12 protein-coding genes are annotated in these 19,880 nt (G+C 40.9%); all 12 read left to right on the plus strand.

The window, feature by feature from the left end; all coding sequences use genetic code 11:
* The first annotated feature begins 111 nt into the window (after window positions 1–111).
* The 12 genes from DWY55_RS20395 to DWY55_RS20450 all read left to right on the plus strand — a co-directional run bounded on the left by DWY55_RS20395 (window position 112) and on the right by DWY55_RS20450 (window position 19,494).
* Complete coding sequence (locus tag DWY55_RS20395; RefSeq protein ID WP_120178299.1) at window positions 112–681, plus strand: RNA polymerase sigma-70 factor; 570 nt, start codon at window positions 112–114, stop codon at window positions 679–681.
* A gap of 90 nt (window positions 682–771) precedes the next feature.
* Window positions 772–1,788 carry a FecR family protein gene (locus DWY55_RS20400; protein ID WP_120178314.1) on the plus strand — a complete coding sequence of 339 codons (1,017 nt, stop codon included), beginning with the start codon at window positions 772–774 and terminating at the stop codon, window positions 1,786–1,788.
* Window positions 1,789–1,951: 163 nt separating this feature from the next.
* Entirely contained in the window at window positions 1,952–5,320 is a 3,369-nt protein-coding gene (locus DWY55_RS20405; RefSeq protein ID WP_120178301.1) for a TonB-dependent receptor, read from the plus strand.
* 12 nt (window positions 5,321–5,332) lie between these two features.
* Window positions 5,333–7,006 carry a RagB/SusD family nutrient uptake outer membrane protein gene (locus DWY55_RS20410; protein WP_120178302.1) on the plus strand — a complete coding sequence of 558 codons (1,674 nt, stop codon included), beginning with the start codon at window positions 5,333–5,335 and terminating at the stop codon, window positions 7,004–7,006.
* A 24-nt stretch (window positions 7,007–7,030) separates the two neighbouring features.
* Window positions 7,031–8,074: a hypothetical protein gene (locus DWY55_RS20415; RefSeq protein WP_120178304.1), complete on the plus strand. Its 1,044-nt coding sequence runs from the start codon at window positions 7,031–7,033 to the stop codon at window positions 8,072–8,074.
* 4 nt (window positions 8,075–8,078) lie between these two features.
* On the plus strand, window positions 8,079–9,884 hold the full coding sequence (locus DWY55_RS20420) for an FAD-dependent oxidoreductase (RefSeq protein ID WP_120178306.1): 1,806 nt from the start codon (window positions 8,079–8,081) through the stop codon (window positions 9,882–9,884).
* A gap of 64 nt (window positions 9,885–9,948) precedes the next feature.
* The gene (locus tag DWY55_RS20425) at window positions 9,949–11,355 is read left to right on the plus strand and encodes a rhamnogalacturonan lyase domain-containing protein (protein ID WP_120178308.1); all 1,407 of its coding nucleotides are present in this window, start codon (window positions 9,949–9,951) and stop codon (window positions 11,353–11,355) included.
* 15 nt (window positions 11,356–11,370) lie between these two features.
* A complete protein-coding gene (locus DWY55_RS20430; protein ID WP_120178310.1) occupies window positions 11,371–12,516 on the plus strand; it encodes a DUF4886 domain-containing protein in 1,146 nt (381 codons plus the stop codon).
* Window positions 12,517–12,543: 27 nt separating this feature from the next.
* Window positions 12,544–13,188 (plus strand): hypothetical protein, encoded by a 645-nt coding sequence (locus tag DWY55_RS20435; protein ID WP_044094793.1) that lies wholly within the window; start codon window positions 12,544–12,546, stop codon window positions 13,186–13,188.
* Between the two features lie 121 nt (window positions 13,189–13,309).
* Window positions 13,310–15,235, plus strand: a complete 1,926-nt coding sequence (locus DWY55_RS20440; protein ID WP_052327160.1) for a beta-galactosidase trimerization domain-containing protein — start codon at window positions 13,310–13,312, stop codon at window positions 15,233–15,235.
* Between the two features lie 26 nt (window positions 15,236–15,261).
* A complete protein-coding gene (locus DWY55_RS20445; RefSeq protein WP_120178315.1) occupies window positions 15,262–17,274 on the plus strand; it encodes a glycoside hydrolase family 97 protein in 2,013 nt (670 codons plus the stop codon).
* A 3-nt stretch (window positions 17,275–17,277) separates the two neighbouring features.
* Complete coding sequence (locus tag DWY55_RS20450; RefSeq protein ID WP_120178312.1) at window positions 17,278–19,494, plus strand: glycoside hydrolase family 3 N-terminal domain-containing protein; 2,217 nt, start codon at window positions 17,278–17,280, stop codon at window positions 19,492–19,494.
* Window positions 19,495–19,880: the final 386 nt, after the last annotated feature.

Here is a 19,880-nt window from a genome sequence, read left to right on the forward strand (position 1 = left end):
AAAACATTGATATTTAATAATTTAAAATACGTCCAAGAAAATTTCTTTGGACAGTAGTGAAATTATATCTATCTTTGAAGAAATAAACTACTCAAATACGCGACTGATTTAATGAAAAGTTCGTTTCCCGAAAAAGTATTCATGAGAATTGCTGTCAGCGACGACAAAGAGGCATTTAAAGAGTTATTTTTCGACTTTTATCCTGCCCTTTGTGTGTTTGCCGGTCGGTATATTGCTTCTGCCGAAACGTGTGAGGATATTGTTCAGGATACCTTTCTATATATATGGAAAAACCGTAAGCGAATTGAGATTGTATCTTCATTCAAGAATCTATTGATTACTAGCGTCAAGAATAGCTGCATGGACTATCTTCGGAAACAGGCTGTTCGGCAAAACTATGCAGGAAAAGAAATCTCGGTCGAAACAACTGACTCTCCCGAAGAAGTTTATACCATTTTCGAATTGGAGGAGAAACTGAATGCAGCATTGGCTAAATTGCCCGATAACGTTCGGAAAGCATTCCAGATGAGCCGTTTCGAGAATATGACTTACAAACAAATAGCAGAAGAAATGTCCGTTTCGCCTAAAACGGTAGAAGCTTATATCAGCAAGGCCTTGAGTGTATTGCGCACTGAATTGAAGGATTATTTGCCATTGCTTGCAGGCATACTCTCTTTATAAAATAACAAATCTCAAAAAAATCTCATTTTAACATAGGGTATCTTTTCGTTCGTACGTCAAGTTAATAAAGCCATAAGAATTTAGTTGGATATGAAACTTGATGAAGCCCGGATTTTAGCATATATAAAAGGAGAACTTTCTGCCGATGACAACAGGCGTTGTGACGAACTTATACAGTCGTCGCCCAAATTTGCAGAAGGGGTGAGGAAGCTCCAGCATATTTATGATTTGTCGAAAAATCTCAGGCAGCAGAAAAATATCGACGTAACGTCGGCATGGAGTAAAGTATCGCGTAAAATAGAAATCAATAGTTTCAGATACAAGCTGTGGAACGTCACACGAACGGCTGCAGCGGTAATACTTCCGCTATTTCTTATTTATCAATATGCCATAAAACCGGCTTGGGAAGAAAAATCCGACCAAATGATAACCCTCACTTCTGCGGCGGGTATTGTTACCGAAACCATTTTACCCGATGGTAGCAAGGTGTGGTTGAATGCACAAAGTAAACTTACTTATCCCGTGAAGTTTGACGGCAGAGATAGAAAGGTACAATTGTCTGGGGAAGCCTATTTCTCGGTAGTAGCCAGCCAGAAAAACCGTTTTGATGTGGTAACTCCCGGTAACATTACTATCAGTGCTTATGGTACCGAGTTTAACGTAAATGCTTATCAGGATCAGGCAGACTATCTGATAACACTGGCGAAAGGAAATGTCGAAGTGACAGCCATAGATGATACAAACAAAGAAGTGCTTGAAGCCGGACAAAAAATCATTCTGAATCCACAAACCGGTGAAATGGAAGTTGTGGGGGCCGACACATACGTGGAAACAGCCTGGAAGGATGGAAAAATGGTATTCCGGCGCGAAAAACTTGAAATAATAGCTCAGAAACTTTCGCGAAAATTCGGAGTAGTTATCCAATTAGAAGATGATACGTTGAAAAATTACGAATATACCGCCACGTTTACCGACGAAACACTGGAAGATATTTTGGACTTGCTCAAACGTTCGGCACCCATTACATATACTATTGAGCGGCAGGAACAGCGGAATAATAACACGTTTACGCAACGGATTGTAACAATAGAAAACAGGAAAAAATAACTAAAAAGAAAAAGCCTATGAAAATATAGCACCCGGTATACCCGAGAAAAGGGAGAACGTTTTTAACGCGCCCTCCCATGTTCTGTTTCGTTGGAAAATCTCACCTAACCAACTAACGGTCAATTATTAAACTCATATATAAATTTAATAACTATGTAAAATTATGATTATTTTATTAAATAAGCAACGCCTGCGTTTCCTTTATGATTTATTAAATAAAATTCCTATTGCCATGAGGCTAACCTTTGTATTACTATTTATGCTTGTATTTCAGCTTCAAGCTGAACAAGTATATTCCCAACAGGTCAATATTTCGCTAAATTTGAAGAACACATCTATTGAGAAGATTTTACGCGAAATCGAAGAGAAATCAGCATATTATTTCTTATATAACAATAAGTTGATAAATGTTGATCGGAAGGCGGATATTAACGTCAAAGACGAATCTATTGCCAATGTCTTGAATCAGCTTTTCAATGCTGATAAAGTGGAATATGAAGTGAAGGGTTCGCAAATTATCCTGCACCCACTAGGTATGAACCAAATCGTTTCGGAGTCGGCGGCTCTGCAACAACAAAAAAAACAGATTACTGGAAAGGTGACGGACAAACAAGGAGAACCGATTATCGGCGCTAACATTGTGGAAACGAATACGGCGAATGGTACGATAACAGATATTGACGGAAATTTCACACTGAATGTTAATAATAACGCTTCGATACAGGTTTTGTATATCGGTTATTTGACGCAGGAGATCAAGACTGCAGGGCGCACAAGATTCGATATTGTTTTGCAGGAAGATGCACTTACATTGGATGAAGTTGTTGTTGTGGGATATGGAACACAAAAGAAAGTGAACCTCACAGGAGCTGTTTCATCGGTAGGTGGTAATGAATTATCGAAAAGAATGGTTGGGCAAACTTCGATGGCGCTGCAGGGGGCTTTGCCTGGTGTTACCATAACTCAACGCTCCGGTCAACCGGGAGCAGATGGTGGAGGAATCCGAATTAGGGGAATAGGCACGATAGGGGATGCCAATCCATTAGTACTTATTGACGGCGTTGAAGGTTCTATGGAAAACATAGATCCCACAACAATTGAGAGTATCAGTGTTTTGAAAGATGCGGCTTCTTCGTCTATTTATGGTTCGCGAGCTGCAAACGGTGTGGTTTTGGTAACTACAAAACGAATGAAGGAAAAAGGTTTCACAATAAACTATTCCGGTTATTTGGGATTTCAATCGCCCACTGATTTAAGAGATATGGTAAATGCTCAGGATCACATGAGCCTGATGAATATTGCCTATGAGAATACCGGAAAATCTCCCGTGTTCGATCCGGAAATGGTGAGAAATTATGCTAGCCTGCATGCATCCGATCCTGACAATTATCCGGATGTAGATTGGCAAGAACTAGTATACACTGAAAAAGGGTTGACCCAGAATCATTCGGTAGCCATAAATGTAGGTTCGGACAGGGTTAAGTTTATGGCCTCTTTGGGATACTACGATCAAAAAGGGTTAATCAAGAATACTGATTTCAAACGATATACGTTGAGGATAAACTCGGATGTCGAACTAAACAGCAGGCTATCTTTAAAATTGGATATGCTTCTTCGTCAGATGGAAAGGGATGAACCAGGATCGGGTGTATCATCGGTAATCGAATGGCTGAACCGTATGCCGGCCACTCAGCCTGCTGTTTATACAAATGGCAAGTATGGCTATGGATGGCAAGGTAACAATCCACTTGCAATGGCCAAAGATGGTGGTTACAGAGAATATGTCACTCCTTCTGTCATTCTTAATTTAGGATTTAACTTCAAGATAACCGATAATCTGAAATTGGATTTTGCGTATGCCCCTCATTTCTGGGAACAACATTATAAAGGGTATCAGACAGAACTGCCAACTTATTACCCCGATGAATCTCTCGCTTACACTGTGCCGAATGCAACTTCGCTCACACATAAGAACAATAGGTATAAAAAGAATAATATAAAAGCAACTCTCCACTATGATAATAAGTTTGGAGATCACGGAGTAGGTTTACTTGCCGGTTGGCAGGATGAGGATTATTGGGAAAGATGGTTCTCGGGTTCGCGCAGAGGGTTTGACCTTCCGGGTTATGATGTGCTCGACGCAGGCGCAAAAGACGAACAAAAAGCAGAGGGAACAGGTTCAGAATGGGCATTGAGATCCTTTTTCGGAAGAATCAACTACAATTACAAAGAACGTTATTTATTCGAAGCAAACATTCGCTACGATGGTTCGTCCAGATTTGCAAAAGGGCACAGATGGGGATTGTTCCCGTCCTTCTCGGGTGGATGGAGAATATCTGAAGAGGCTTTCTGGGAACCTCTTAGGAGTACTTTCGACAACTTTAAAATAAGAGCGTCTTGGGGTCAACTGGGAAATCAAAACATCGGAACCTATCCTTTTGATTCGTTTGTTAACCTTGCCTTGCCTTATGTTTTCAATTCATCTCCTTACAATGGCGCCGCATTGCAGGCTATGGCCAACAACCGCATTTCGTGGGAAAAAACAGAGATGACCAATTTCGGGGTAGATTTCACGTTGTTTAAAAACCTCCAGGTAACATTTGATTATTATATCAAAAACACTTCCGATATCTTGCTGAAACTGGATGTCCCTAAGATTATTGGTTTGACAGCACCTTATCAAAATGCAGGGAAAGTAAGAAACAAAGGCTGGGAATTAGCACTGAATTATGGAGATAAGGTAAACGATTTTTCTTATAACATAGGTTTTAACTTATCCGATGTAAAAAACAAAGTGATTGATTTAAAGGGGATTAACAGTGATGGCTTGGTTGTTAACCACGAAGGCTATTCAATGAATTCCATATACGCTTTAGAGGCTATTGGCTTTTTCACAAGCGAAGATCAGTTAAATAATCATGCAAAACAATATGGAAATTACTCTTTAGGCGACATTATGTACAAAGACCAATTGACTATTGATACGGATGGGGACGGGATTCCTGATGAAGGCGACGGGGTTATTAACGATGATGATAAAGTGATTGTGGGAAATTCTATTCCAAGATTCACTTTTGGGTTATCAACATATTTATCCTGGAAGAATTTTGATTTCAATATGCTGTTGCAAGGTGTCGGCAAAGCCGATGGATATTTATATTCTCAGGCAGTAATGCCTTTCTATCTTGGCGGAACGGCTACCGAAGGGCATAAAGATTACTGGAGTGAGGATAACCCTAATGCAACATATCCCCGGCTTGCTTTTAACGAACCAAATAATGAAAAGCACTCTACTTTCTGGATGAAGAATGCTGCATATTTGCGGGTTAAAAATGTACAGATAGGATATAATATACCCAAGAAGATATTACAGAATTGTGGTATTCAAAGTACAAGAATCTATGTGAGTGGCCAGAACCTCTTCTCGTTCGATAGTTTCTGGGATGGATTTGATGTGGAATCTGCTGTGGGTAGAGGAAACCACTATCCTCAGGTGCGTAGTTTCTCTGTTGGTTTAGATGTTAAATTTTAATTATTAGAAATCATGAAACGCATAACCTATATAAGTTTATTTACACTACTAGTTGTTTTTTCGAGTTCGTGCAGTGGCTACCTCGACAAATATCCGATTGATAAGCCAGCCAGTTCGACTTTTTTAAAGTCGGAAGTAGAATTAGACCTGGCCGTTGTTGGGGCATATCAAAGATTATGGAATGGATACGGCGGATATAGCCTTCCTTTTGAGATCATGCTGGATTGTACCACTGATATCGCGTGGGAACGTGCTGATGCTTCATGGCAAGAATTGGGAAATGGTAAAGTTGATCCGAATAATTGGGTTGTTGGCAATCTGTGGACGAGCATGTACGACGGTATTCAGCGATGCAATTTTATCATTCAAAATGTAAACAGGATAGAGAATATAACTAATCAGACACGGGTCGACCAAAATGTAGCTCAAGCCAGGTTTCTGAGGGCTTATTGGTATCACCATTTAATAGAAATGTTTGGTGATGTGCCGCTAGTCACTACTTTGCTGGATCTCAGCACTTCCTACGTCCCTCGCGATCCGAAAGAAGATATATATGATTTTATTTTAGATGAGTTGGAGGATTGTTCTGACATTCTGCCTGTTAAATATACCGACGCAAAAGATGTTGAAAAAGTAACGAAAGGCACCGCGCTTGCATTGAAATCGACCGTTGCCCTTTATGCCGGCAGGTGGAGTGTTGCTGCTGATGCTGCAAAGCGAGTGATGGAGTTAGGTCAATACGAACTGGAAGATAATTATGGGCACCTCTTCATTAAAAGCAAGCAGGATGTATCCAAAGAAATACTTTTTAAAATTAATTACCTGGCTGGAATAAGAAATCATTCATTCCCAGGCGGTGTCAATACCCGTATGGGAAAAGGCTACAGCTCTAAGGTGCCTAATCAGGCTTTGATTGATTCATACTTGTGCATAGATGGTCTTCCCATTGACCAATCGCCACTATATAATCCTAAGAAACCTTTTGAGAATCGGGACCCACGGATGTACGAAACCTGTGTTGTGCCGGGAATGATATTTGCCGGATATCAATTTGAGTCGCATAAAGATAGTCTTCTCTGTTGGAATTATAATGCTAATCCGCCTACACGGGTAGCTAATCAGGATGCTACGAATCCTTACGCCACTTTTTCGGGTTATTGTTGGAAAAAATACACTGATATGGAAGACCCGAACTATCTGAACCGAAGTAATACTGCTTTTTTATTATTGAGATATGCTGAGGTACTGCTTACGTATGCAGAAGCAAAGATAGAACTGAACCAGATAGATAACTCTGTATATGCGGCCATCAATGAGGTAAGAGAAAGGGTCGGAATGCCCGGAATAGGTACAAACCTTACGCAAGACCAATTAAGGGGCATTGTAAGAACCGAGCGAAAAATAGAATTGGCGCTGGAAGGGAAACGGCTTTATGACATCAGACGTTGGAAAATTGCAGAAGAAGTACTCAAGGGTAATCTGTTGGGACGCGTACAGAAAGGTTTATTGGCCAGCGCCCCGGATATTGATGAAAACGGAAGCCCAAGTTACGACAATGTAACCAACAAAGGCGATATGAGGGTGATAGAGATACGGCTTTTCGACAATAAAAAGAACTACTTGTGGCCGATACCTCAGATAGAGATTAATGTAAATAGAAATCTGAAGCAAAATGCAGGTTATTAAGCCTTAATTTAATCTGTCAGCAAAATGAATAATACAGTAAAAGGATATATACTACTGTTTACTACAGCAATTGTTTTAATCAGTTGTAGTAGTAAAAGGGATGAAGAAATTCCTTCGCCTCCGCCGGATGAGAAAGTTGCCGTTGATTTACTTTGGAATCAGCGGGTGATAAAGAAGAATTATACGCACATGAATTCGAACGACCGAGGCAGACAACCCTCGTTGTGTGGTGTAAGCGATTTAAGTGAATTGATTCCCGGAAAGCCCTCCAATGTAAACGAAACTTATTCGTGTCTGGAAGGGGGAACAATCGCTGCGTCAGACAGGTCGGCACCTTCTGCACATTTGGTATCAATAAATTACAGTGGAGACGAATACATCTATGATTATCCGAATAATAAGCGGAAAACAGGATTTGCTTTTAATCCCAAACGTGGAAACCCTAACGAACCGATAGAGTTCCAGTTTGTAAACCTGGCCAGCGGATATACCAGTGCCGATTCATTGAATTATTTACGGGAGGTTGGATTTGTGTTTTCAAATTGGGGGAAAAGCAATTCGGGTAATTGGGCCTTTAAACGCGATTTTACGATTGGAGAATTTAACAAAGACATTCAATTGAAGTTCTTTGCTAAGCTGGATTATGTAAATAAAACAAGTGCCGATAAGAATATCTACATAACCTGCGATTTAAGATATGTGTTTTGGGATAACAACAATCAGAAAGTGAGGGCCGATCTGGTCGGAGTACTGGTTTACGAAAATCTGGCAGACCCAAACAGTTCAAATCCTATCTATTGGTCGAGCTCGGCTACAGTTGGTAACGACCCTTCCGAACGAAGATTTATAAGAGGAAAACTAACCCAGGTACCTCAACTCGGCAGCGATTGGAAAGAGATCACAATAAACTACAACAAGTTTATTGAGATGCTCCCTGACCCGCCTGCAGGATTGAGCTATGACAATGCTGTTATTTCTGGGTTCGACCTCTATTCTTCGATGCGGGGGCAAGATGTCGTTTTCAGTGTAAAAGATGTGAGATTAATAGGGTATTCACCGGATAAATAATAAGATGATGAGAAAAATAGCAAGTATGTTTATCTGTCTTGTTGCATTTTTCCCATATATTCCAGCTATATCACAAAGTTTGATCTGGGTTGAAACAGAATTGTTTCAAAATAAAGGGGGTTGGATAACCGACAGCCAGTTTATTGATCAGATGGGGTCTCCTTACTTGTTGGCGCATGGGCTGGGTAAGCCCGTGCCCAACGCAGAGACTGTGGTAAAGTTTGAAGAAACGGGAAAATACCATTTCTGGGTGCGAACAAAAGATTGGACTCCGACCAATAGCCAGGACGGCGCCGGCAAATTTCAAGTACTGATAAACGATGTTCCCACCGGAACCGTTTTCGGTTCAGATCAAATAAAGCAATGGCACTGGGTTTATGGTGGAGAAGTTGCGATTCGGGAACGAGAGGTTAAACTTTCGCTGCAAGATCTGACCGGCTTCGACGGAAGATGTGATGTCGTTTGTTTTTCCAAAAAGAAAACCATATTGCCCGATGACGTAAATGCGTTGGAAGTAATCCGTAAGAGAGAACTAAAAATCGCTTCGCCTGAATATAACGGTCATTACGATCTGGTTATCATTGGCGGAGGTGTTGCTGGCGTGTCGGCGGCCGTTCAGGCAGCTCGCATGGGGGTGAAGGTTGCATTGATACAAAACAGGCCTGTGCTTGGGGGTAACAGTAGCTCGGAAGTCCGAGTTTCAATGGATGGAAGTACATTCAGGAATAAATATCCGGCTATCGGTCGAATTGTTCGTGAAATGGATAATTACGAAGCCGGCGTGGGAGGTGAATCTTATCTCTATCGCGACCAGACGAAAAGCGATATGGTGGAAAATGAAAAAAACATTTCCCTCTTTGTCAACCTGCACGTAAATGGCGTAGAAACACGCGACGGGAAAATACACAACGTAACAGCGGTGGATATCCAAACGCTGAAGGAGTATGTTTTCTCAGGCGATTTGTTTGCCGATTGTACCGGCGATGCAACTGTTGGCATACTGGCAGGTGCAGATCACCGATACGGACGTGAAAACAGAACAGAAACCGGCGAACCTTCGGCTCCTGAAAACGGTGATAACCTGGTAATGGGAACATCAAATCAATGGAGAACTACCGAAGAGGATACCGTATCCACGTTTCCTGTACAGTCATGGATGTTCGGGTTAACAGAAGATTATCACTTCCCGATTGTAAATTCTCAATGGGACTGGGAAAGTGGGTTTGGTAACCTGCATACGGTTCATCAGGCAGAGGAAATAAGAGATCTCAATTTCTGTGCTATCTACAGCAACTGGGCTTTTCTTAAAACACATAAAGCAGAACAGTTTGGGAAACGCAGACTTTCAAGTGTTCAGCCTGTTGCCGGGAAAAGAGAATCGTATAGGTTGCTAGGCGATATCATACTGACGGAAAATGATGTGCGAAATAAGGTAGCCTATCCGGATGCAGTGGTAACAACAACGTGGGGTATCGACTTGCATTATCCCGACCCGGAAAATTCAAAACGATTTCCCGGAATGGAATTTATAGCTTATGCCGAACATAAGTTCAAGCAAAATGACGTTTATACATTTCCATACCGTTGCTTGTATTCCCGGAACATTTCGAATTTGTTTATGGCAGGACGCAATATCAGCGTTACTCATATTGCCTTAGGTACAGTCAGGGTACAGCGTACAACTGGTATGATGGGTGAAGTTGTCGGTGTTGCCGCCTATCTCTGCAAAAAACAAAAATGTTTGCCACGAGACGTTTATGAACATCATTTAGATGAATTCATGAAACTTGTCGGAAAGATGTGCGATTAGATTACCGCAAAGCATATCTGCATTATTTTATAGATGAATAATTAAAAAACAAAAGAAAAATCACATGAAATCAATAATAGTTTGTAGCATATTGATGCTTTTTGCATCTACTTCAATGTCATTGGCGCAGGATTTAGATCCTTATACCTATCCTGTAACCGAAAATGGAGAGCAACTTAAAAATGTATTTTTAAAAAGCTCATTCTTAAACTCAGGCGGACCGCTTTTCATTAATGGCGTAGCAGGAGGAGAAGCCAGAGGATTTGTAGAGAAGAATGGAAAACTATATTTCTCCAGTAGGAAATCGAATAACAGTCCGTACAACGCTCAGGTTTTTGAGGTTGACGGTGCAACCGGCAGTTTGTTGAACACCTACGACCTGCCCAATGAATTATATAGTGGGCTGACGTTTCCTGCAAATGACATCGCGATTGATAATGCCGGGAATATCTTTATTTCCAATATGGTAACCACAACCGGAGAATTCAGGATAACATATATTGACCCTGACAAATCTCCGCTACAATGGGAAACCGTATTGAGCGCTACTTTATCGGGCAGATACGAGACTTTTGAAGTTTTTGGGGACATTAAGAATGGAGATGGATTTATACTTGTTCCCAAATCATCAAGCAATATCATTTATAAATATAACGTAACCAATGGTACGGTAAATGCTACAGCAGAGGAGATTAAGATTTCTCAATTCTTCCCCGATCCTGTACAAGCCAAGGCCTCGATCACAGGATTCGGACAAAGCCCAAGATTGCATATTGTATCCAATGATTATTTCTATGCAGATGGTACGTATCGTTATCCGGTTCGTTATAACATGGCGGGCATGGCAGTAGATGGTTTTCAGAACAATGTTGCCCTGGCACCAACCAGTATGGAGCCAAAGCCCGAAAGAGCCGACGGAGATGACAAACGCGGAGGGGCGAACGGCGTTACTGAATTTGAGTTGAACGGAAAACATTATTTGATTGTAGCATCGGCGAATACGGATTTTGTTACCCCCCAGCAATTTGATTTGTTCCAGTTCAAAGATGACAAAAAAGAGTTCGGTGACATGACTTTCCTATATCGCTTTCCGAATGCAGGGATGGGTAAACAAAGCAACGGGATAGTTTCCATATCTAATGTGCAAATTCTGAATAACGGAACGGAAGACAAAGCCCGTATTTATATTTATGCATACAAAAATGGATATGGAATATACGACTTGATAACAAATGTAATAGAAGAGTCATCGGAGTTCGATTGGCTTCAGGCACCGGCCATTGTTGTCGACGATTCGACTGCAAAAGTAGTGGGTCCCAATGCTGACAGTTTTACACGGTTTTACGTAAATGGTGCGGAAGTGGCGCTTACCGATGGAAAGGCTGATTTGTCGGGATTGGCAGGTGATATCTCGCTGAAAGCTACGACCAATAGCGACGGACAGGTTATTCGTTTAAAAATAAGAAGATAGAAAACGTATCCAACAATGAAGAATATAATAAGATTCAGTATATATATTCTACTGTTAGGAGTGTTTTATCCCGTCTGTGCGTGCGGTGATGACAGTTCCAAAACAAAAGAATATATAGTAAACTTCAACCAGACGGATATCTCGTTGAAAGAGGGTAAACGGCAACTGCTCGTTGCCGAATTCAATAAAGAAGCCGGCAAGTTGGATTATAACTGGAAAAACAGCAATCCGGCAGTTGTAGAACTGGTAAATGAGAAAAAGAATAATGTTACCCTTCGTGCCCTGTCGGCTGGTACGGCAACGATTACATTGGAATCAGCCGGTAAAGAGGCTTCGGCACAATGTAAGATAACTGTCAGCAAAAGGGGTGTGGTCAGGCTTCTTGGCATAGGGAACAGCTTTTTGCAGAATGCTATCGAACAAAACCTCTACGAACTGGCAAAGGCCGAAGGGATAGAACTCATTATCGGAAGCATGACAATTGGGGGCTCTTCGCTGGATACGCATTGGAACAATATTTCCAGCGATAAAGCTGCCTATAGCTATCTGAAAATAGTAGGTAGCGATAGAACCAGAACCCCGGGGAAATCCATAAGCGCTATCATCAAAGAAGAAGAATGGGATTACATCAGCATTCAGCAAGTAAGCGGCTATTCCGGCATTTCTTCATCTTACGGCAACCTGCCGGGTATTTTGAATTATTTGAAAGAAAATGCGACTAATCCCGATGTCGAATTTATTCTGCACCAAACTTGGGCGTACGCAGAAAACGCTACCCATACCGATTTTCCTAAATATAACAAAAATCAGCTGGAAATGTACCGGGCCATTGTAGAAGCAACGAAACAGGCGGTACGAACAGCAGGGGTGGATATTGTTATTCCTTCGGGAACAGCAATTCAGAATGGAAGAACCACCAATATAGGAGACAATTTCACCAAAGACGGATATCACTTAAATTCAATCGGTATGTATACAATAGCCTGCACATGGTTTGAAAAGCTGTTCGGCAGAGATGTCAGGAAGAATTCGTATATGCCGGCCAGTATAGACAAATCATCTGCCGATGTAGCACGAACAGCCGCACACTTTGCAATAAAAGAACCGTATAAAGTTACCGTATTGGGCGAATTCTTAAAAAGCCCGGAGAATAATAATTAATATGAACGTATAAACATTAGAAACAAAATGAAAAGAACAATAAATAGTTTATTTGTGGCAATTATACTTGCCGGAATCGTATGGTCGTGTAGTGATGATAAGGAAGATTCACTATTCAGATTACAAGTTGATAATACCGATGTAACAATTTCATCCATAAATACACCTGTAATTCTGACAATTACGAGTGGTAATGAAGGATACACAGTACAGTCGGGCGACGAAGAGATTGTTACGGCCGAAATTTCCGGAACAACAATAACTCTGAGAGGGGTAGGCGAAGGCACAACCAGAGTCACCGTTACTGATAAAGAGAAACGTTCTGTAGCAGTGCAGGTTACTGTATCCTTAATATTACCCAATACTGAATTTTTTAGTTGGAACGGTGTTACAACTGGGTTCGACTCCCCCGGCGACTATGGCATTTCCTTCCTTTTAAGTAGCGTAGCATTAACGGATCTTTCATCGGAGGAGAAGAAGCAAATAATTCTCTCCTGGAGCGGAGGAATTACCGTTGGCAGCAAAACAAATGGGAAACTAAATGTTGTTACACCTGAAGGGACGGAAACAACTTCGCTCACGTCAGTTAAAGTTATCAGGGGTGATGCTTCGGGTTATTATATCGTTTTTGGCGACGGAAGCAAGAGTGGTGAATTGTTTTTCGTTAAATAATCAAAGTCATTAACATAAGAAAATATTTTAACAATAGCAAATGAAATACATATTCTTATTCTCAATCTTGTTCCTACCATTATCCGGAGCGTTTTCCCAGTTCAACGAAAACAGTCCGGTTATGGTAGGGGCAGAGATATTAATTGAACCCGGACAAAGTCCGGAAGATGTTGAACACTGGTTCAGACTTCTCAAAGAGAACGGATTTAAAATTACCCGTTTGAGGATGTTTGAAGACTATATGAAGGATGAATACGGGAACTGGGATTTTTCGTTGTTCGACCGGGCATTTAAGGCTGGAGATAAATACGGGATAAAAATATTAGGCAATCTGTTTCCTGCCACTTCTTTCGATGATATTGGCGGATTCAAATTTCCCCGGGACGAAAAACATTGGAATGAAATCAGGGAATATATTGCAAAGACAGTAACACATTTCAAAGACTACGAATCGTTATTCGGCTGGGTTCCTGTGAACGAACCAGGAGCCCCTTTGCCTTGGAATCAGTCCTATACAAAAAACAAATTTGAAGAATGGAAAGCCATAACTCCCCTTCCTGCAACAACGAATGGAATCAGGCATTTCACTTTCGACAGGGAGAAATTCACCTTATTCTATCATCCCTGGTTTTTACGGATAATGACGGAAGAGATACAGAAATACGATACAGAACATGCCATACATCTTAATCCGGCAGAAATATTTCTTCAAGCTGAGATGTATGAATTTGCCGATTGGCGGAAGTTTCTCACATCACTAGGTGGATCTGCTCACGCAGGGTGGCACTTCTCATATTTCATCCGGGAACAGTTTGCAATGGCTATGTCGGCCAATGCGGACTTTCTACGCTCGGGAGCAAAAAATCTCCCCTGGTTCATGACCGAAATACAGGGAGGTAACAACACCTACAGCGCCCATACTCCTATGTGCCCAACCGCAGAAGAAATTGCTCAATGGCTTTGGATTGTTATCGGAAGCGGGAGTAAAGGCGCGTTGTTCTGGTGCTTAAATCCTCGAAGTTCGGGGGTAGAAGCCGGAGAATGGGCAATGCTGGATTTTCAGAACAATCCATCCGATAGGTTCATAACTGCAGCAAAAATAGCACAATTGGTCAATGACAATGAAAAACTATTCAGCTCAACCAAATATGTAAACCCTAATATCAATGTACTGTATGTTAAGGAGTCGATGTGGGTTGAGGAAAAATTGTCCCGTTATATTTCCGATAAACAGAACGATGCCCGGCAAAAAGGTGGTGTTATTAAATCGGCCCTTGGCTATTTTGAAGCGTTGAGCCAACATGGTTATAACCTTAATTTTGGAGATATAAATGATTTTGATTTTGACGCGGAAGATTATCTCAACCATATCGTTATTTTGAGTCATCAGATTTCAATACCATCAAAACATTGGTCTAACCTGGATAATTTCGTGAAGAGGGGAGGAACGTTGATTGTTGATGGATTGACAGGTTTTTATAATGAAAATGCCGTCTGTTTAATGAACAATGACTTTCCGTTGAAGAATCTTTTCGGGGGAGAAGTTTCGGAGTTTAAACATGTTGATAAGTTATTTGACCTGGATGTATCCGGTCAGAAACTCAAGACCCACCTTTGGCAGGGAACAATCATTCCCCACACAGGAACTGTCATCTCGCGCAATAACAACCAGCCTACAGGGATTATTAATAATTATGGAAAAGGAAAAGTATTTTGGATTCCTTCCCCACTGGGCTTAGGTGCAAAGATATCAAAAGAATACGAGCCGCTTCTCAGCATTTTCGAACAAGAATTTGATAATACCGGAGCATTCAGGTTTAAAAAATTCCATGAAGGAGTGTTAATGAAAAACATTGAAACATCACAGGGAGTTATTTCAGTACTGATAAATAAGAATAAAGAAAAGCAAACCATTGAACTTATCGGTTTCGAGAAGTATAAACCGCATAGAATGCTGTTTCAGGATAAGGGTGGAGAGATAGTTTCGCAAAACAAAGTCTATATCTATCCGGAAGAAACAATCGTTATAGATTGGCGGAAGAAATAAATCAAAAACTTATCAAATATAATATCATGAAACAATTTAGAATAAACCTACTAAAGGTAGCTATAACATTATCGTTGTTACTTATCTGTATACCTATTTTTCCTCAGAAACACTTCAGTTTAAAATCTCCGGATGAAAAGCTGGAAGTAAAAATAGAGGTTGCACAAACAATAACCTATTCCATTGCTCATCAAGGTGATATAGTCCTTAACCCCTCAACCATAGCAATGGAAATAGAAGGCGGAAAACATTTTGGAATAAATGCCAAAGTGACTAAAGAAAAGCGGAACAAAATAAATCAAACAATTACATCTCCATTCTATAAAAAAGATAAAATCGAAGACACTTGCAATGAACTGGTAATCAGTTTCAGAGAAGGTTTTCATTTGGTATTCAGGGCTTATGATGACGGGGTTGCTTACCGGTTTATATCTTCGCGAAAACAGGATTTTATTGTAAAAAATGAAATTGCGGAGTTCAATGTCGGTGCAACCAATCGGGCATATATTCCTTATGTGAAAACAGAACAAAAATCAAAGACTGGTCAGCTATTCAATTCTTTCGAAAATACCTATGCTAACACTTCCGTGAATCAATGGGAGGGTGAGCGATTGGCCTTTCTTCCGTTATTAGTAGAGACGACTAATAACAAGAAATTAGTAATTACGGAAGCCGATTTGGAAAATTATCCCGGAATGTTTTTAGAGAATGCCGACAAAGACGCCACTCTGAGAAGCTTTTTTGCTCCTTACCCCAAAACAATGAAGCAAGGAGGACACAATATGTTGCAAGAACTTGTAACGGAACGCAAAGATTATATTGCCGAGTGTCGGGCAAAAACACTATTCCCATGGCGAATTATCGCTGTATCATCAAGAGATGAAGAGTTGCTGGATAATGACTTGGTTTATAAACTGGCAGCACCGAGCCGGATTGAAGATACTTCCTGGATAACTCCCGGAAAGGTAGCTTGGGAATGGTGGAATGATTGGAACTTGTACGGTGTTGACTTTGAGACAGGAATAAACAACGAAACCTATAAATACTATATTGATTTTGCATCAAAGTATGGAATTGAATATGTTATTCTGGATGAAGGATGGGCTGTAAACCTGAAAGCCGACCTTTTCGATGTTATCCCCGAGATAAATCTTCCCGAATTGGTGAAATATGCCGGCGAACGCAATGTTGGCATTATCCTATGGGCGGGATATTACGCATTCAACAAAGATATTGAGCGTATCTGCAAGCATTATTCCGAAATGGGAATAAAAGGGTTCAAAGTCGATTTTATGGATAGGGACGATCAACTCATGGTTAATTTCCAATATGAAGCAGCGCGAATTGCTGCGCAATATAAGATGTTGTTGGATTTTCACGGCACATACAAACCTACAGGGCTGCAAAGAACCTATCCGAATGTGATAAACTTTGAAGGTGTGCATGGGCTGGAAACCATGAAGTGGTCCGAGAACACGGTTGATCAGGTTGTGTATGATGTAACCATCCCTTTTATCAGAATGCTGGCAGGTCCGATGGACTATACGCAAGGAGCCATGAAGAATGCGATAAAGAAGAACTATCGTCCGGTTTTCTCTGAAGCTATGAGCCAGGGAACGCGTTGTCGTCAATTGGCACAATATATTATTTTTGAAGCACCATTGACAATGCTGTGCGACAGTCCCTCGAATTACGAAAGAGAAGGGGAATGCGCAGAATTCATAGCTTCCATACCAACCGTATGGGATGAAACAATAGCGTTGAATAGTAAAATTGGCGAATTTGTAACAATTGCCCGTCGAAAAGGAGAAGTATGGTATATTGGTTCTATGACTGATTGGAATAAACGCTCAATCGAGCTGGACTTATCTTTTTTGGATGGCGGTAACTATCAGGCTGAGATTTTTAAGGATGGGATCAATGCAGGCAAAGTAGCAAAAGATTATAAGAAAGAAGTTGTCGAAGTTTCGGGCGGTAGAAAACTGAAAGTTTCTTTAGCCAGCGGCGGTGGATGTGCAATAAAAATCTATAGGAAGTAAATTATGAAAAAGTATATACCCATAATGCTCCTCCTCTTTCTTACGACGGGTTTTTCAACTTCGCTCTTTTCGCAAACAAGTAGGAAAGACTATAGTTTGCAGGTTGACTCAATACTGAATCTGATGACATTGGAAGAAAAAGTGGGGCAGATGATTCAGTATTCTGATGACAGATTGCAGACCGGGCCATCAATCGAACATACAGATCTGTTTGCCGAAATCACGGCAGGAAGAGTAGGTTCCATGTTCAACGTTATGTCTGTTGAACGGATAAGAAGCTATCAGGACATAGCAATGCAAAGTCGTTTGAAAATTCCTTTACTATTTGGGCTTGATGTGGTTCATGGAATGCGAACTACATTTCCCATTCCTTTGGCAGAAGCGGCAAGCTTCGATTTTCAGATGATAGAGCAAACAGCGAGAATTGCCGCTGCCGAAACATCCGCTTATGGCATTCACTGGACATTTGCACCAATGGTCGATATTTCGAGGGATGCCCGCTGGGGAAGGGTGATGGAAGGATCCGGCGAAGACCCATGGCTAGGAAGCCAGATAGCTCGGGCAAGGATAAATGGATTTCAAGGTGAGAATTACAGCAATGCAAAGAGCATAATGGCTTGCGCTAAACATTTTGCAGCTTATGGAGCCGCTGTTGCCGGTAAAGATTATGCAGAAGCCGATATTTCGGAAACAACATTGCATCAAATCTATTTACCCCCATTCAAGGCGGCTGTCGAAGCAAATGTTGCCACAATGATGAATGGCTTTAATGAAATAAACGGCATCCCGGCCAATGCACACAAAGAACTCCAAAGAGATATACTCAAAGGTGCCTGGGATTTTAAAGGTTTTATGGTCAGCGATTGGGGATCTATCGGAGAAATTGCAACCCACGGAATGGCAAAAGACAGCAAGGAAGCAACCAAACTTGCCGTTATTGCCGGTTGCGATATGGATATGCATTCTATGTCTTACAAAAGGAATCTGGTGAATCTGGCCGATGAAGGACAAGTCGACGTTTCACTCATAGATGATGCGGTGAGGCGCATTCTTACAAAGAAGTTCGAATTGGGTCTATTTGATGATCCGTATCGTTATTGCTACCGGGAAAAAGAGTTGAATGACTCTTCCATAATTAAGAAACATCGCTCTGATGCCCGTTTGATGGGTGCAAAATCCGTTGTATTATTAAAAAATGAACAGGTATTACCAATACAACCCAATATCAAAAAGATTGCACTTGTTGGCCCCTTGAATAAATCAAGAGTCGATATGCTGGGTAATTGGAATGCGGCGGGAGAAGAAAATGATGTTATCACAATCTATGAAGGGCTCTGTAGCGCAATGCCGAATACCGAAATTGTTTATATCGAAGGATATAATCTGGAAACAAATGAACTGGAGCCTCTCCCGGATGATATGGCACACTACGATATGATTATTGTCTCAGTCGGCGAAAGAGCTTTAGATTCAGGTGAGGCAAAATCGAAGGTGGATATAACTGTTCATACAAATCAGCAAGCGATGATTAAACATATCAAAAAACAAACGGATAAACCAGTTGTAATGCTGCTGATGGGTGGCAGGCCACTTGTCTTTTCGGAGGCAGAGCCCTTTGCCGATGCAATAGTTATGACCTGGTGGCTTGGTACAGAAGCCGGAAATGCTATATCAGATGTGTTGACCGGAAAGTATAATCCTTCGGGAAAACTACCGGTAACTTTCCCGAAGCATGTGGGCCAATGCCCTATTTATTATAACCACAAAAGAACAGGTAGACCCTGGAAGCCAAATGAAAAGTATGTGTCAGGGTATATGGACGAAACGGCTTTGCCAGCCTATCCTTTTGGATTTGGGTTGAGTTATACTCAATTTGAAATAGGTAAACCCACTTTGGCGCGAAATAATTATGCAATCAATGAACCCGTAACTATACGGGTGAGAATAAAGAATACTGGAGAACGGACCGGAATAGAAACTGTACAATTATACCTGCAAGATGTTGTTAGCTCCATTACACGCCCTGCAATTGAGTTGTGTGGAATACAGCAAGTAAAATTGAATCCTGGCGAAGAGAGGTGGATTGAGTTTGAATTATCGACAGAAGTCTTTGGATTTTATGACAAGAGCGAATTCAAAACAGAAGCCGGAGAGTTTAATATCTATGTCGGAAATAGTTCACAGAATTTGCAGGGCCAATCCTTCTATCTGAAGAAATAACATAGAAATATCTTAATTATGTAAGTCACGTGGAGTCTTTCTAAAAAAGAACTATATCTGTTTATTGATACGTATGCAGAAACCTTAGACACGGAGATTTATTTGGATATGGGTAGCGCGACTTTGTAGAAAACGATTTCCGGAAATGAATAACCTTGGGGCAGAGCCCCGAGGAATTCTATTGATTTAATTCTTCCATGCAATTCATAAAGAATTCGTAACCATTTCGCATACCTAAAGATTAGCAAAAATGCAACATAGAAACAAATCACCAAAACTGTGATGCAGATAGCTTATCTTTCGTATATCCTAAAATAGAATAATCTGGGCACTACTGTCCAAAGAAATTTTCTTGGACGTATTTTAAATTATTAAATATCAATGTT

The sequence above is a fragment of the Bacteroides sp. AF25-38AC genome (assembly GCF_003602995.1).
In the GTDB taxonomy this organism is placed as follows: domain Bacteria; phylum Bacteroidota; class Bacteroidia; order Bacteroidales; family Bacteroidaceae; genus Bacteroides; species Bacteroides uniformis.